We start from the raw sequence: 15438 nt of genomic DNA on the forward strand, positions 1-15438 counted from the left end.
AAAAGGATGATTGCACCGTACCAAAAGCACGGTGGAGGCTTGCTGTGTCTAGCAAGCCTCGGCAACATACGCACCATCGCTTCCAGCGGGCGCCCCGCGCCATCGTATTACCCATGTTTTCAGATTTTCTCACTAATCACCAATGGTAATTGCGATCATGCCGATAACTAACGAGCAGCGCAAGACGCTTGCTTCAAACTAGGGACATGAGGCATTGCAGTTTGTGCTTGAGCTACCAGAACCACATTACCATGGGCATCTATCACCCATCCTTGGGCTTCCACAATTTGCTCAGGTGCATTGACAGAACTACTTTTTTGTGCATGAGTCTCTATATTCCGTTGCTTCTGAAGCACCGCGCTGTTGTAGACACCGCCAGCACGATTATCCCCCTCGCCCTCCAGTGAAATCCAATTTGTCAGTACTGCCTCAGTCGCCAATACATCCACAGGATCGTTTACTATTCCTCCACGCCCTATGGAAACAAAGGAACCACCTGCTAGTTTGCCAGGAGCATCGCAGGCAGCAGCAATTTGCCCCGTAACATCAAGCTCCTTTTCGGGTAATTCCACTAATTTTTTGGGGTCAGTATCTGGTGTGTTGATTTGAATCACCCCATTTAATGCAGGGTTTTGCTGAGAAAATGCCGTGATCTCATTTGTTGGCAGTCTTTGCGGGGTTAGTTCATCTGGTTCTTCAGTACCCAACAACCTCACCAAGTCTGCACGACTGCGCGGCACAAACCCAATGATGCTGTTAGCATTGACCGTGATCCTACCCCCGGCGCCAGAGAAGCCATTGGAAGTGATATCGTTATTTCCTAGGGGAGAGGCAATAACGAAGCCATCAGGGGCATTGATCGTGATATTCCCGCCATCTCCATCAGCCTGTGCTGTGCCGGCACTAGTGGATATCTGACTATTGCGGCGCATCAGTAATTTGTCCTGCACCTGTAGATTAATATTCCCACCATTACCTGATGTAGTCTCCGATGTGAGTTTTCCTTGGTTGTCTAGAAGTATAGAGCGAGCGCTAATATTTAGAGTGCCTGGTGTCCCAGGATTATTTATATCTCCTAAGTAGATCGCATTATTTACACCTCTAACACTCACACTTATTTCACCTCCATCCCGGACAGTTAATTTCTCTGTAGTGATATTAACTGTTCCCGCATTGCCAAAATTTAAACTCGAAGCAGCCAAGACACTGGGCGTTTCTGCGATTGAGGTTCCCGCTACCTCCACAGACTCAGAGGCGCTCACAGTTATATTTCCTCCTTTGCCTTCAGCTGGTATCAGTTGTGAATCGCCTGATACTCTAGCAGATTCTGCTGTTACCCTGGCCCCATTTAGAATACGCAACCTGCCAGTGTTGATTTGAATATTACCCGCCTTTCCTGCATCAGCAGTAGCCGTAATAAATGCAGTGAAATTATCTGACAAGGTAGCACTACCAATTAACTCTACAGACTCAGAGGCATTCACCGTCAAATTTCCTGAGTCACCCTGGCCAAAGGTTGAAGTAAGTACTTGTGCACTATCCTGAACAATCAATTTTCTAGCATTAATCGTTATATCTTCCCCATCTGTGTCACCCCCAGTCAGACTCATCAACCTCACACCATTGCCACTTAGTTCGACTGTGCTACCTTGCACCTGGATACTACCGCCACTGCCATCTATACTGCTAGTATTTACCTGAGAAGCCTTCATAGAACCTTCAACAGATCGCCCGATTAGTCGAATGTTCTGGAAATTTTTCACACCCTCATATCCCAAACTCCAGCCTTGTTTTATGGGATTCAGACTCACCAGACTATTAGGCGTTACACTTCCTAGCTCAATTCGTCCCGACTCTGCTGTTAAATTTCCGCCCTCTAGGGTTATATCACCACCGACAAGGGCCAATGTGTTGCCTGGGTTCACTTTTAGCCCAGCAGGTTGTCGAAAGATACTCTCCGGCCCTGCTTGAGATTGATTGCGGATGGGAGCCGCAGTGGCTCCAAATTGTAAACCAATGGGAACGTTAACACTCAACAAGGGTCTACTTTGGGGATTTGTCGCACTAAAAATCCCATCGGCAAAATTCACACTACTGGCCGTACTCCCGATAAATGAGCCGCCGATTTGTAAAGAAGCATTGGGGCCAAAAACAATCCCGTTGGGATTAATGATAAACAGGTTAACACCTTCAGCTTTCAGCGTACCTTGAATATCAGAAATAGACCCACCCGTTACCCGGCTAATAATGTTCTGAATATTCTCCACCTTTTGAAAGTTAGCCGTAAACCCATCAGGAACAGAAAACTGGCTAAAACTGTGGAATAGATTACTTCCAGATTTGGTTCCACCATCAATATTGATGGTTTTTGCTGGTTCGTCTGTTTTAACTTGAGAATTAATAGGTAGAGTTCCATCCGGGGTGATTTGAGCAATAGCCGAGTGGGCAGAGAAAGCCATTACACCACTTATTGCCAGTCCTAGCCCTGGAAAGCCAATGTAAAGATTACTCATACCGGATATTCCCCCTCTCCCAATAATTACCAGTTGCTGAATAACGGTGACACCGCATCTATACATAGTATCCTGAGATTGGTAATTTTTGTTTCACTTTTTACCAATGCTTATTGCCTATGTATAGTAATCCTATCTGATTTGTGAAAATATTTTGATAAGAAACCGCAAAGAACGCACGCGCGCAGCGTTCGCGAAGCGTGCCGTAGGCTCTTGCCCAAAGGGCTGTAGAGCGCAAAGAAAAGAAAAGAAAGAGAGAAATTAAACTTTTCATGAATGGTTTAGGATTGCTATAGTTGCGGTTTATAACCGCCGATTTAAGCTTAAGTTGATACACATGATCAAAACCTCTTTTCTGGTAGGAGAGAGGTTTTATGTTTAATTAAGTTGATCTACTTAATACTGTTAAAGCTCATCAACATGGGCATAAAACCCATCTTCTAAGAGTCATATCCCAGCAAGTGCAAACATTAGCAGACTGATTAAATGGCTTGATATTCTGACCTAAACTTACTAGTGAAAAATTCGGGCTTTGCTGAATTTTATCAGTATCACTAACTTTAATTTGAATCGGGTAGATACTATAGCAATCCTATTTGATTTGTGAACATAAAGTGAGTCAGATACCCGACTTCTTAGAGAAGTCGGGTATCTTTGTGTTCACAAATGATTGAGGACTGCTAAGTAGGTAGGCGGAGGAAAATCAAAATATATTTCGTTTTGTAAAATGGCTAAAACTCAACCAAAATAAGGCATCAAACAAAGTTTACATATCGTTACACATTTTGGTTATCTCACATCCACCTACTTACCTGTTGCCCATTTCCTTGTTAATGAAAATCTTAATTCGTGCGTTAGGGAACGCACGCTACAGGTAGGATGCCTAAAGAGATGCATCAAAACACCATGCCTTGGCAAGTTAGTTAAAACAATAATTTTTAATGCCTACGGCAGGCTACGCCAACACGAATCAAATAGGATTGCTATAAGTCCTGTGCTAATTAGATTTGCCAACAATAGAAAATAGGGCAAAAAAGCTATGCCCCTATAAAATCTATATTCTAGTTAATTGAAAGTAGCTATAAATAACAGTAGTCTATCAACTTAACTGCTGATCATGAGGATGAAGACTAAAGCTCAGGAAACTACGAAGAAATTCAGCTTTTTAGGGTAACGTTATTACTTCGATGTTTCCTAAATTCTGATAATAAGCATTAAGTTGATAATACCGTTAAACATTAGTAACATGGACAAGTAATCCATATATAACGTGTTTTGTCGAAACAAGTGCAAAGGCAGTTAGGTCCGCACCCATCGATTTTGAACTTGAATGTCAGGATATCTGGATTTGATATCCGATACTTTGCGAGGATGGCGGGGAAGTCTGCTTGATTCAGAATCTTGAGAAATTCGCACTGAATCTCTTCTACTAACCGCTTAATATTTTCATCAAGTTCCCCTGTAGGATCATGTTTACATGGGGGTTGAGGGGTTACATCAAGTTTGAACTCAAATTTCAGAGCTTCGGGATCTGATACCCCATACTTTGCGAGAATGGCGGGGAAGTCAACTTGATGCAGAATTGATAAGAATTTGCTGTGAGTTTCTTCTTTTAAATGCTCTATTTGGTCAGGATTAAGAGCTATTGGCTGTACTGTTTGATTAACCATGAGAATGAGTTCTCCTTGTGATCAAGTTGGTGGGGTAAATGCTGTTTAATGCCGTGCTAATTACTGTTTCATCTCAGTCTCTCTGAATTACGCAATATCTTAAAGAAACTTAATAATTTCTTTGGGATCTTTCGTAATTTTTCTTAAACTTGGCTGCTATTTCCTGGTTTTTGAAACTGCCTCAAATTGTCTGAAACTATTTGAGGATAAGAGTTTCAGCCATAATTTTCTCGAAAAAAGTAATCGCAACGCTTTTTGTAACAATTTTGCTAAACTTTCTCGTTGCAGTTGGCTGTATTTCTCCATTTTTGGAAGCCGTAAAAAGGTGGAAACTCTTTTTGGATAAGACTTTTAGCCCTAAAAGATACTTACTACTAGCTGCGATAATTTCCTTAACAGGGTTCCCCCCCATTTCCTTTTTTGTTTAGCAATATGGGTCTCACCCATCAGCTATATGAACAAAGTAGAAGTCTAAGTCTTCTCTAGCTGGGAAAAAAGTTGCTCCCAAGGAATCACGGGGGGTCTTGTCCCCTGGTTAACTAATTCAAAAACTTGCCCAGAAGCACTTGGATGAAATAGGCTTTCCACACAGGCTGCGGCTATGTCAATTCGGCTGGAATCACCTTGCAGTGTGTCGCCTGTACCCACCACCACACCATATTTACCGCCAGTTTTTGCTCTCAGTAGGGTGTTGAGGTCGTATGAGGTGTAGGGGCCATCAATCAGACGTCCGGGGCGAATTATGGTGTAGGGTAGTCCCGAACTGATGATGGATTCCTCCCCCTTCTGTTTGGCATCAAGGACGCCGAAACTGTTGAGAATACTCCAAGGAAGTTGATCTTTGCGGAGAATGCCACAGGAAGACACGAAAACGAACCGCTTTAAGTTGTCTGGCGCTGCTGCTACTAAGTTGCTAACACCTTGGGCATCAACCTTTGCTGGATTATTTTTGGCTTTGGTTTCGCTATATTTGGGATCAACAAAAGCGATTCCCCACTCAATTAAGTTAAGGGTGGGATCAAATTCCCATCTAGCTGAGGGAAAGGCTGTAGTCCCAGTGCAACAGATAATGGCGGTAACATCTGGCATGGCTGCTGGGAGTGTTGCTGCTTTGCGGATATCACCAAGGGCAATTTCTACTCTGTGGTTAAACATCTTTGTGGCTTTTGCTGCATCCCGTGTGAGGATGCGAACTTTAAAGCCTTTTTCTAGCAGTTTACCTACTACCAACTGTCCTACACCACCGGTGGCACCAGCAACTAGTACTAAGTCTTTCATTGATACTTGCGCTGAAGTCATAACTTTCCTCAGATAGTCTATATTGCTAATTTACCTCTGTGGGCAGCGCTAAAGCAGAGTTTTTTCTCTAAGAAATGGGTGCGGCGCGTTGTAGTTAATATATTTAGCTTAGGGGATATAGTTGGTTTAGGCGATCGCATATCGTTAACGAAGTCATAAGCGCGAAAAATTCTCACACTTCGTTAGTTTTTATACGGAAGAAACCCAGAGTTGGGTGAAAGATTTTATCAGAGGCAATGAATTGATAGTTAAAATTGCCAAAATGGCTAGTAATTGCTCATGATGTTGCTTGACTATTACCCTATCACCATTGCAACACTTAAAATTTAAAGGCTGATTTATCAGGAATGCACTCAAATGAGCCAAACAACTAACAAAGTATTAAAACAATCGGGAGTAATTCCCTATCGTGTCAGAGATGGAAAAATCGAAGTTTTATTAATTACAAACCGTAGCCGTCAAGACTGGGTAATTCCCAAAGGGGGGATTTGTAAAGGCATGAGTCCCTCAGATTCAGCAGCAAAAGAAGCATGGGAAGAAGCCGGAGTTATAGGTCAAGTGAATACTCATCAACTCGGTGTCTACAAATATCGTAAACGAGGTAACACTTATTGTGTAAATCTCTTTTTACTACCAGTGCAATTGGTACTAGAAGATTGGCCAGAAGCTAGTCAAAGGGAACGGCAGTGGCTAGATATTAATACAGCGGCCAGCTTGGTGAAGGAAGCCTCGCTTAAAGAAATTTTAAAGACTTCAAAAGACCAAGTTAATTTTTAATCCTGCCTATTTCTTGCCACATATTAATTACCCGGTGATGTACCGGGCTTTTTGACCTTCTACTATGGCGAATTTGACAGCTTGCCAGAAAGATATAACTAATATCTAACGTAAGTTTCTAGTTATCTAGTTAGGGCTGGTAAGGGCTAATAGGTAATGGGTAATAGTGTTTTTGCTCTACCCCAATTACCAATTATCAACTACCTATTTCAGAGACTACAGCCTCCTAACTAGCAACTTAGGTTATCTAATATTTGAGGAGTGTTAAAGTGTCAGATCAAAAATTATCTCGATTTTTACAAGTAGGAATTATTGTATTCGGGACTGCTGTTGGTTGTTTTGGGATGAGTTATTTTCTACCTAAAGGAGAAGTTAACCATCTGTTGGCAATCAAAAACCCAGACAGAAATATTACTCAAGCAGGTTTGAGTAGGACTGTATCAGCGCAGGCTTTCCCCCCAGCAGTAAACCAGATGGTAGAAGTGCCAAAACCATTTGCGGGAACAATCATTTATGAAGCGAAACTAAAACCGAATCAGAAAGTTATCGCTTTAACTTTTGATGATGGGCCAAGTCCAAAAAACACGGCACAGATATTAGAGATTTTAAAGAAAAACAATATCAAGGCTACATTCTTTATGGTGGGGCAAATGGTGCAATCTTTTCCCCAAATTGCTAAGAAAGTGGCAGATGATGGTCATGTACTTGGTAATCATACCTGGCATCATTGGTACCGTCAGATGGATACCGCTACAGCAGCTAGTGAAATTAATCGTACAGCAGATATTATTTACAAGACTACAGGAGTGAAAACTAATCTTTTTCGTCCCCCTGGAGGATTTTTGCATAATGGATTAGTTGACTATGCCAAAAGCCAAAAGTACGCTGTTATGATGTGGTCATCTGAGTCAGGGGACTCTCAACGCCGCGGACAAGCCCCAACACTTGTTAAAAATGTGCTAAAAACCGCCAAACCAGGAGCAATTGTCCTCATGCATGATGGTGGCGGGAATCGTTCCCGGTCTGTCAAGGCTTTACCACAAGTTATTACCGGGCTGAAGTCCCAAGGTTATCGATTTGTGACTATCCCTGAACTGCTGGAAATGCAAGCTCAACAACCGTTAGCAACAAAATCTTTACCTACGGTTAAAAACTAAAGTTGCGCTAACATCTTAATCATTGGGGTGTATGCTATTTTGGTGAAAATTCCTGGTGCCGGAGGAAAATATCAACTAACTTCATCTTTTGCCTGACAACAGGTTAATTAAAATTGCTAGAACTTACGCATTGACAAACAATGTGAATATGTTCATCGATTTTATTCATTGAAACTCCTATAAATTGTGCGTTAGGGAACGCACACTACGTGTTGTATGGGTAAAGAGACCCATCGAAAAAGCTTGAAAAGAGGGTAAATTTGTACAGTGCGTAAGTCCTAATTGCTTATACCATTTCAAATTTTAATTGATGACTTTTTAGAAAATCATGGGTGAAATGATCTACCACATTGGTATCGGCAAGTTCTAGATTATAAAAATCTACAAATTCATGATCAAAATATGGGCCAGCGTGCCAAGTTCCTTCATGTAACTTAATAAAACAATTGCCGGGAATGCGAAAAGCGGCAATTTCTTCTAAAGCTGGTTCAGTAAGATCATTATGAGGAGGACAAACTGCCATGAACCAATCTTTCCCTTCCAAAGAACCTAAACATTGGGTGCATTGCTGATGACGAGTGATTTTGTGAAAATTTCGCCCTTTATTTTGTAGCCGCATAATATAAAACCGGGGAATCCCATTTTGTAAATTTAACTGGGCATCTTCCTGATCAAAAGCCTTACCGTCTGCATCAGCAAAAATCACCTGTCCAAAACGCTGAAAATTTTCCGGTGTCACCCATTGGGCTTGCAGTTGTTGGACTGTTTGTGCTGTACTCATAAAAAATCCTTTTTTACATTCATTATTTTGGATTTGAAATTTTCAATTATCCCTCATGCTTTTCTTCACACAGAAGGCTAAATTTGGGGTAATGATGGCAAAATCAATCCTATCATTACCATGATAAATCTTTAGGGATGAGTGACTTGGGAATGATGCCAGGTTTTGTATACCACCAAGCCCCAGCAATTAAAACTGCTGGAAATGGAAGTCTGCCAGCGTGAAACAAAGGCTCATTTGGTATATTGTCTAGTTTAATCTGATTAACTCCCATATTAATGTTGGCTGAAAAAACTGCAATAAAAAGGGTAATTAATCCCCAAGGAGTAGGCTGACTGAGGGGCAGGGATGAATAAACTGATCCCACCCAAAATTTCCAAAAATCCACTGCCCTAAACTAATTATTAAGGGTAGGGGAGTTGCGGTGGCATAATTTTTACATAAGGTTCTGTAATCAGAAAGTGTGATCATCCTCAGAGGATGATGGATATGGCAAGAATGACACGTAAAAACTATTTGTACTTGTTTATATGTTATCGTACATTTTATACTTACTTCTAGTAGTACTACAGCGTTTTTTGTCTAATGCACTATGCTTTAAGTTAACAGTAATAAAAAATCCGCAAACCTCTTTCAAAATTGTGCCTGTTACTTTTAAAGTGTTTAAGTAAGTAAATTAATTATCCATCTATTTGGGGGACACTATATGGCGGTAAACTTTAGCCGACGTAAATTTATCTTATATAGTACAGCTGCTTTTACCACAAGCCTTTTGCTGCCAGGTTGTAATAATAACAAAAAACCGACGCCGACGACTAGGGGCAATCAAGGGCTGAAAATTGCGATCGCACTTCCTGGAGTCATTACCGATCAAGCCTGGAATCAATCTGGTTATGAAGGAATGAACCTGGCAAAACAAGAAGTTGGTGTAGAAACTGCCTATGTAGAAAAAGTAACACAAGCAGATCAGGCAGAAGTGTTAACAGACTTTGCACGTAAAGGCTACAATGTAGTGTTTGCCCACGGTGGACAGTTTGATGCATCTGTGGAACAAGTCGCCTCACAATTTCCCAATACATTCTTTGTAGCGGTTAACGGTTCTATCACTGGTAAAAACATTGCCGCTTTGCGAATAGATAATCTCCAAGCTAGCTATTTATGTGGAATCATTGCCGCTTCTGTGACTCAATCTAATAAATTAGCTTATATTGCTGGACAGGAATTTGAAGCTACTCAGGAAGAATTGCGAGGTTTTGAATTAGGGGCAAAATCTGTGACGCCAAATATCAAGATTGCTTCTGCTTTTACTGGTGATTGGAATGATGTATCTAAGGCGAAAGAAGCTACTCTTGCTTCAATTTCTGCTGGTGCTGATGTCATCTATCAATGGTTAGATAATGCCTCACCTATAGTTTTGCAAACTGCAAGTGATAGAGGGGTATATGCTTTTGGAAATACAAAAGATCAGTTAAATATTGCCCCTAGAGCAGTTTTAACTAGTGCTGTCAAGCGCCTAGACTTAGCAATTGTTTATCTGGCAGAACTAGCAAAACAAAAACAGCTACAAGGGAAAATTTACAAAATTGGACTGGAAAGACCAGTTATATTATCTTTAGGAGAGTTTGGGGAAATAGTGCCGGAAGCAGTCAAGCAAAAGGTGCTAAAATTAAAGGAAGAAATTGTTGATAAAAAAATTACTTTTGATAAATGTAAAGAAGGTGGTAAAGATACCCGCTGTGTCAAAAGAGCTACGGCTTAGATGAGCCTATATAAAACCTCATTTATTAGGTTTTTAGGTGATTAGTCTGCAAAAGCGGACTTCCTCAAGGGAAGCCCCTAGGCGTCTGGCTTCCATAGCTGCGAATTATATTCACCTGACGATAAAATGATATATTTACGCTTAGAAAGAATCTCCAAAATCTTTGATTTATTTGTTGCTAATGACAATATCAGCTTGAGTGTGGAACAGGGAAAAATTCACGCTATTTTAGGCGAGAATGGCGCAGGTAAGACTACTTTGATGAAGATTATTAGCGGTATCTATCAACCTGATGTTGGTCAAATATATCTAAAAGAAAAACCAGTAAAAGTTAATTCGCCTCATGAGGCAATTAAACTGGGTATTGGGATGATTCATCAACATTTTATGCTGGTTCCCCAGTTAAGTGTTACAGAAAATATTATCCTCGGAACTGGAAACAGTTGGCGCTTAAATCTCCGACAAAAACAACAAGAAATTGCCGCTTTATCCCAAGCATATCAATTAGAAGTTGACCCTGCTGCTAAAGTGGAAAATTTAACGGTAGGAACACAACAGCGGGTAGAAATTCTCAAAGTTCTCTACCGCCAAGCAAAGTTGTTGATTCTTGATGAACCAACAGCAGTGCTAACGCCACCGGAAGTAGCATCATTAATTACTATCTTGCGCCAATTGGCAGCTAGGGGTAACACGATTATTTTTATTAGTCACAAGTTAGAGGAGGTGATGCATCTGTGCGATACAGTAACGGTGTTACGCCGGGGAAAAGTGGTAGGAACGACAACAACTAAAGCCACTACGACTCAACAGTTAGCTGAGTTGATGGTGGGGCGCGAAGTTGTGTTAAATTTGCCCAAATCTCCTGCTTCACCATCGAAGGTAATTTTGTCGGTGCAGAGATTGCAGGTTGCAGATGATCGAGGGGCGATTGCTATTCGCAATGTCTCTTTTGAACTGCGGGCGGGGGAAATTATGGGTATTGCTGGGGTAGATGGTAATGGACAGCGAGAATTAGCGGATGCGATCGCTCTTTTGCGGACTGTCAAACAAGGAAAAATTGAGTTGAATCACCCCACACAGGCTTATATCCCAGAGGATAGGCAAAAAATGGGTTTGGTGTTGCAGTTTAGCATCGCCCAAAACTTGATTTTAAAGGCTTTTAGAAACCTGCCCTTTTGTCGCCATTTTTTGTTGCAACCAAAAGCGATCGCCAATTATGCTAAATCTGCCATGGAAGAATTTGATATCCGGGCTACGGGGGAAGCGGTGCAAGTGAGTCAGTTGTCGGGGGGAAATCAGCAAAAGGTAGTGTTAGCGCGGGAATTGGCGGGGGAACCGGCGTTAATTGTCGCGATGCAACCAACGCGGGGGCTAGATGTGGGGGCGACAGAATCAGTACATTTGCGGTTGTTGACAGAACGCGATCGCGGTGCGGCGATTTTGTATATTTCCACTGAGTTAGAGGAAGTAATGGTCATGAGCGATCGCATTGCTGTAATCTACAGAGGTGAGTTTGTCGATATTTTAGATGCACAGACAGCCACACTCGAAGAAATTGGTTTGTTGATGGCTGGGGGCAAGAAAAAAACTCAAGAACTCAAGCCGGAGAATGTGGTTAAGAGTCGAGATAATGTTTGATGCTCATGTTTTGAAGTTGAGGGTTGGCAATCATCGCATTTAATGCTTATAAATAATCGTCTTCAACTCCTGCTGCCAATTTTATCACCGCTAATGGCGATCGCCTCCGCCCTGATTGTCGGAGCAAGTCTAATCTTACTCGCTGGGGCCAATCCCATCGCCGCCTACACCGCTTTATTTCAAGAATCCCTTTCTACCTACTTTGGATTTGGTAACACCCTTACCAAAATGACACCATTGTTATTCACCAGTTTAGGAGTATTGGTAGCCTTGCGTGCCGGTCAATTTAATATTGGTGGAGAAGGGCAAATTTATCTTGGTGCTTTAGGAAGTGCTTTGATTGGGTTATATCTGCAGGGATTACCTAGTTTAATTCATGTTCCTTTAGCCCTGTTGGCGGGGTTTTTGTTTGGTGCTGTTTGGGGGGGAATTCCTGGTTATTTAAAAGCAAAACGGGGAGTGAATGAGGTAATTACCACCTTGCTGCTAAATTACATCGCCGTAAATTTAATTAGTTATTTAGTGCAAAATCCGTTGAAGGCACCAGATGCGCCTAGTCCTTATACCTCACTAATTGCCCAATCTGCCCGCTTACCGATTATTTTACCGGAGAGTCTCGCCCATGGAGGGATATTGCTGGGGTTAATCGCCGCTGGGATTTTGTGGGTATTGCTGGTGCGATCGCCTTTAGGATACCAAATTACCGCCGTCGGATTTAACCCTATCGCCGCCCATTATGCTGGTATATCAGTAGAACGCACCATTATGCTGGTGATGGGATTAGCTGGGGGTTTAGCGGGGTTAGCCGGTGCTTGTGAAGTGATGGGGTTGAAATATCGACTGTTTGAGTCAGTTTCCCCAGGCTATGGATTTGATGCGATCGCCATCGCCTTGTTAAGTCGTGGTACTGTTGTCGGTGTAGTTTTAACCTCCCTATTTTTCGCCTCCCTTCGCAGTGGTGCCAATGTCATGCAACGCAGCGCCGGAGTTCCCGTAACTGTAGTTTATGCCATTCAAGGTTTAACCGTGTTATTTATCGCCATCAGCCTCGCCGTAGAAAAACGAATAAACAAATGAACTACCCACAGTTAGCTTCGCCTGAACTGTGGGTTTCTACATCCCATAGTTCGTTACTAGCGGAGACTTCTATGGATTTTGGACGCTTCTTCGCCCCTAGTTGCTTCATACTACCCGCTTTTTTACGAGTGCATGAAGTAGAGCTAGGCGACTCTACGTCTACGAGGCTAGTTCCTAACCCCGGTAGGATTCCTTTAGCCCAATAAAGCATAACTTCAGCAGCAGCAATATCACGGTCTTGCACATAACCACAAACAGCGCATTCGTGAACTCGAATATCAAGGGTTTTTTTGTGCTGATGACCGCATTTAGGACAAGTTTGAGAAGGTTTTACTTTCTTGGTTGGAACCTCTACAAATACACCACCAATTTGCTCTACTTTGTACTTGATGGTACTGCGAAGCATTCCAAAACCCACGTCAAGTATTGACTTATTCAAACCCGCTTTTTGTTTCTTGCGCTTACCCGTCTTGACACAGTTGTTCATTTTGGAAACCAAAAAGACCACACTGCGTCGCTGTTTAGCCTTACTGGTCATGCTCTTAACTTCTAGTTTTTCGGTAGCAACGAAGCTATTACTGCTGACAATTTCTGCTGCTACTTGATGTACCCAATTTTGTCTTTGGTTGCCAACTCTACGAGTTATCTTGCTAACCTTGACTTGGGCTTTTTTATATCTTCTAGAAGCCTTGATTCTCTTGTTTCTGTTTGGTGCGCGTTTACGTCTTTTCTCCTGAGACGCTTTTTTGATTTTCTGTTCAGCATTCCTCAAAAATTTAGGGGCATTAACCTGTTGATGATTTTCCCCGTCTGTAATTGACAATGCTGATTTACAGCCTAAGTCAATACCAATTGCACCAAGTGGTAGGGCTTCAGGCTGTAGTGCTTGGTCTAAAACGTCAACGGTGATTGATGCATACCACTTGCCATTGCGATAAACAATGGTGCAAGTAGTTGGTTTACCCCAATATTTAGCTTTTCCACGCATCTGAATCCGTCCAATTTTTGACAGATTCAAATAACCATTTTCACCATTAGATTCTAGGGAATACCCGCTTTTAGCGGGATACGTCCAACCAGAGTAGTGACGAATTGATTTAAATCTAGGACGTTTTCCGAGTCCTTTAAACCAACGTTCAAAAGCAAAATCAACACGTTTTAGAGTTGCTTGTAAAGTTTGGGAATTGATTTCTTTATACTCAGTCCAAACTTCTTTGAAATCTGGTAAACAGTTTTGTTGCTCAAAATAATCAACCTTGTGGTTGAATTTTTGATATTGAGTAAATCTGTTATTGACTGCGGCGTTATACAAGTCTTTTTGCAACTTCCGATGATACCGCAAAGTTTTTTCTATTTGGGTATTTGGGTATAAACGAAAAGTCATTCTTCTTGTAGCCACAGTATGATCACCCCCTTGCTTTATTGTCTTGTGTTGTTACAACTATGATCACATAAGTATGTACAGAATATGAACATTATATTGCTAAAAAAGATTGGCATTGCTTATTGAGCGAGAGAAGAATGAATAAGTTGCATTTATACGCTATTGAGAAAGATAAAAAAATAACTCAAGTGATAGAAGAATTAATAGATTCTTTGCCCGAACCGAAAAATAAAGAGTGTTGATTCCTCATGCATCCATTCCCTTATCAACTCGTGGTTGATTTTGGTAATAGATGCAATCGTCATCAACCGCTCCCTATCCCCACCCTATGATTACATTGAGGGTGGGGACTTCCGCGTTACGTTAAAAAGGAACGCAGACAAACCTCCGCGATACCTCCGCGCTTCCCTTAGCGATACTCTGCGTTAAAAAACACCTTGATGAATAACCTCAACTTCTTCTCCGATTACCTCTTAGCTAGCTTACATCTAGCCGTACCCTTAGCATTTGCCACCTTGGGAGGACTTTATTCAGAACGTTCAGGAATCTTAAATATTGCCCTAGAAGGAATGTTGTTAACTGGTGCTTTTACCAGCGCCGCCGCCACCTTTTACACAGGTAACCCTTGGTTGGGGATGTTCACCGCCTTAATTGCTGGGAGTTTGGTGGGTTTACTCCATGGTTTTTTAAGCATTACTTTGCGAGTTGATCAGTTAGTGTCAGGATTAGCGATTAATCTTGTCGCCGCTGGGATCACATCATTTTTGGCGCGGATAGTGTTTAGCGGTAGTAGCACCCAAAGATTACCAGGAATTGAGGCGATAAATATTCCTGTTTTAGCGAATATTCCCCTAATTGGAACTCTTCTATTTCAACAAGATATTTTTGTCTATTTACTGTTATTGTTAATTGCCCTAACTACTTATTTTTTATTTCACACCAGCTTTGGTTTAACCTTGCGGGCGGTGGGAGAATATCCCCAAGCGGCTGATACCTCTGGGGTGAAAGTGCCATTAGTGCGTTATTGCGCCGTAGTGATCAGTGGTTGTCTTGCCAGTTTGGGAGGGGCTTATTTAACCTTAGTGCAGGTAAGACTTTTTTCCGAAGGGATGAGTGCAGGTAAAGGATTTATAGCGATCGCCGCTTTAATTTTTGGCAGGTGGCATCCTATAGGTAGTAGTTTAGCTTGTTTGCTGTTTGGGGCAACAGAAGCTTTGCAACTGCGAATTCAGGCTTTAGGCGTAAATATTCCCTATCAGTTTTTGCTCATGTTACCTTATGCGATCGCTATTTTAGCCTTAGTCGGATTAGCTGGTAAATCCACACCCCCCAAAGCTTTAGGCATTCCCTACCAGAAAGGTAATCGGTAAGAGGCAATTTAAA

General features: G+C 41.8%; 13 protein-coding genes. 6 read left to right on the forward strand and 7 right to left on the reverse strand.

Going from position 1 to position 15438, the window contains the following annotated elements:
* Positions 1-167: 167 nt before the first annotated feature.
* The 4 genes from H6G32_RS06155 to H6G32_RS06170 all read right to left on the reverse strand — a co-directional run bounded on the left by H6G32_RS06155 (position 168) and on the right by H6G32_RS06170 (position 5658).
* Complete coding sequence (locus H6G32_RS06155) at positions 168-2513, reverse strand: two-partner secretion domain-containing protein (RefSeq protein ID WP_190456174.1); 2346 nt, start codon at positions 2511-2513, stop codon at positions 168-170.
* A 1238-nt stretch (positions 2514-3751) separates the two neighbouring features.
* Positions 3752-4183, reverse strand: coding sequence for a hypothetical protein (locus H6G32_RS06160; protein WP_190456175.1), 432 nt, complete (start codon positions 4181-4183; stop codon positions 3752-3754).
* 471 nt (positions 4184-4654) lie between these two features.
* A complete protein-coding gene (locus H6G32_RS06165) occupies positions 4655-5482 on the reverse strand; it encodes an SDR family oxidoreductase (protein WP_190456177.1) in 828 nt (275 codons plus the stop codon).
* A gap of 17 nt (positions 5483-5499) precedes the next feature.
* Entirely contained in the window at positions 5500-5658 is a 159-nt protein-coding gene (locus H6G32_RS06170) for a hypothetical protein (protein WP_190456180.1), read from the reverse strand.
* Between the two features lie 181 nt (positions 5659-5839).
* Between H6G32_RS06170 and H6G32_RS06175 the strand changes: the two genes are divergently transcribed.
* Together H6G32_RS06175 and H6G32_RS06180 are read left to right on the forward strand one after the other, a co-directional pair.
* Positions 5840-6259 (forward strand): NUDIX hydrolase, encoded by a 420-nt coding sequence (locus H6G32_RS06175; RefSeq protein WP_190456181.1) that lies wholly within the window; start codon positions 5840-5842, stop codon positions 6257-6259.
* Positions 6260-6528: 269 nt separating this feature from the next.
* Positions 6529-7416 carry a polysaccharide deacetylase family protein gene (locus tag H6G32_RS06180; protein WP_190456183.1) on the forward strand — a complete coding sequence of 296 codons (888 nt, stop codon included), beginning with the start codon at positions 6529-6531 and terminating at the stop codon, positions 7414-7416.
* 286 nt (positions 7417-7702) lie between these two features.
* Here H6G32_RS06180 and H6G32_RS06185 read toward each other — a convergent pair whose 3' ends face one another.
* Entirely contained in the window at positions 7703-8197 is a 495-nt protein-coding gene (locus tag H6G32_RS06185) for an ureidoglycolate lyase (protein WP_190456186.1), read from the reverse strand.
* A 115-nt stretch (positions 8198-8312) separates the two neighbouring features.
* Complete coding sequence (locus tag H6G32_RS27240; RefSeq protein ID WP_309232568.1) at positions 8313-8564, reverse strand: hypothetical protein; 252 nt, start codon at positions 8562-8564, stop codon at positions 8313-8315.
* A gap of 339 nt (positions 8565-8903) precedes the next feature.
* Between H6G32_RS27240 and H6G32_RS06195 the strand changes: the two genes are divergently transcribed.
* The 3 genes from H6G32_RS06195 to H6G32_RS06205 all read left to right on the forward strand — a co-directional run bounded on the left by H6G32_RS06195 (position 8904) and on the right by H6G32_RS06205 (position 12671).
* Positions 8904-9956 carry a BMP family protein gene (locus tag H6G32_RS06195; RefSeq protein WP_190456188.1) on the forward strand — a complete coding sequence of 351 codons (1053 nt, stop codon included), beginning with the start codon at positions 8904-8906 and terminating at the stop codon, positions 9954-9956.
* A 126-nt stretch (positions 9957-10082) separates the two neighbouring features.
* The gene (locus H6G32_RS06200; protein WP_190456190.1) at positions 10083-11594 is read left to right on the forward strand and encodes an ABC transporter ATP-binding protein; all 1512 of its coding nucleotides are present in this window, start codon (positions 10083-10085) and stop codon (positions 11592-11594) included.
* Between the two features lie 42 nt (positions 11595-11636).
* Positions 11637-12671: an ABC transporter permease gene (locus H6G32_RS06205; protein ID WP_190456191.1), complete on the forward strand. Its 1035-nt coding sequence runs from the start codon at positions 11637-11639 to the stop codon at positions 12669-12671.
* 1 nt (position 12672) lies between these two features.
* Here the strand turns inward: H6G32_RS06205 and H6G32_RS06210 are convergent, their stop codons facing one another.
* Positions 12673-14055 (reverse strand): RNA-guided endonuclease InsQ/TnpB family protein, encoded by a 1383-nt coding sequence (locus H6G32_RS06210; RefSeq protein ID WP_190456193.1) that lies wholly within the window; start codon positions 14053-14055, stop codon positions 12673-12675.
* A gap of 440 nt (positions 14056-14495) precedes the next feature.
* On the opposite strand from H6G32_RS06210, the gene H6G32_RS06215 reads away from it, so the two are divergent.
* The gene (locus H6G32_RS06215; RefSeq protein WP_190456195.1) at positions 14496-15425 is read left to right on the forward strand and encodes an ABC transporter permease; all 930 of its coding nucleotides are present in this window, start codon (positions 14496-14498) and stop codon (positions 15423-15425) included.
* Positions 15426-15438 lie beyond the last annotated feature (13 nt).

It is taken from the genome of Cylindrospermum sp. FACHB-282 (assembly GCF_014697195.1).
GTDB lineage: Bacteria > Cyanobacteriota > Cyanobacteriia > Cyanobacteriales > Nostocaceae > Cylindrospermum.

Bases quoted from the DNA above. Each gene is read 5' to 3' on its own strand.
- H6G32_RS06185 (WP_190456186.1), bottom strand. From the start codon at position 8,197: ATGAGTACAGCACAAACAGTCCAACAACTGCAAGCCCAATGGGTGACA.
- H6G32_RS06160 (WP_190456175.1), bottom strand. From the start codon at position 4,183: ATGGTTAATCAAACAGTACAGCCAATAGCTCTTAATCCTGACCAAATA.
- H6G32_RS06200 (WP_190456190.1), top strand. From the start codon at position 10,083: ATGATATATTTACGCTTAGAAAGAATCTCCAAAATCTTTGATTTATTT.
- H6G32_RS06195 (WP_190456188.1), top strand. From the start codon at position 8,904: ATGGCGGTAAACTTTAGCCGACGTAAATTTATCTTATATAGTACAGCT.
- H6G32_RS06210 (WP_190456193.1), bottom strand. From the start codon at position 14,055: ATGACTTTTCGTTTATACCCAAATACCCAAATAGAAAAAACTTTGCGG.
- H6G32_RS06215 (WP_190456195.1), top strand. From the start codon at position 14,496: ATGAATAACCTCAACTTCTTCTCCGATTACCTCTTAGCTAGCTTACAT.
- H6G32_RS06205 (WP_190456191.1), top strand. From the start codon at position 11,637: ATGCTTATAAATAATCGTCTTCAACTCCTGCTGCCAATTTTATCACCG.
- H6G32_RS06155 (WP_190456174.1), bottom strand. From the start codon at position 2,513: ATGAGTAATCTTTACATTGGCTTTCCAGGGCTAGGACTGGCAATAAGT.
- H6G32_RS06175 (WP_190456181.1), top strand. From the start codon at position 5,840: ATGAGCCAAACAACTAACAAAGTATTAAAACAATCGGGAGTAATTCCC.
- H6G32_RS06165 (WP_190456177.1), bottom strand. From the start codon at position 5,482: ATGACTTCAGCGCAAGTATCAATGAAAGACTTAGTACTAGTTGCTGGT.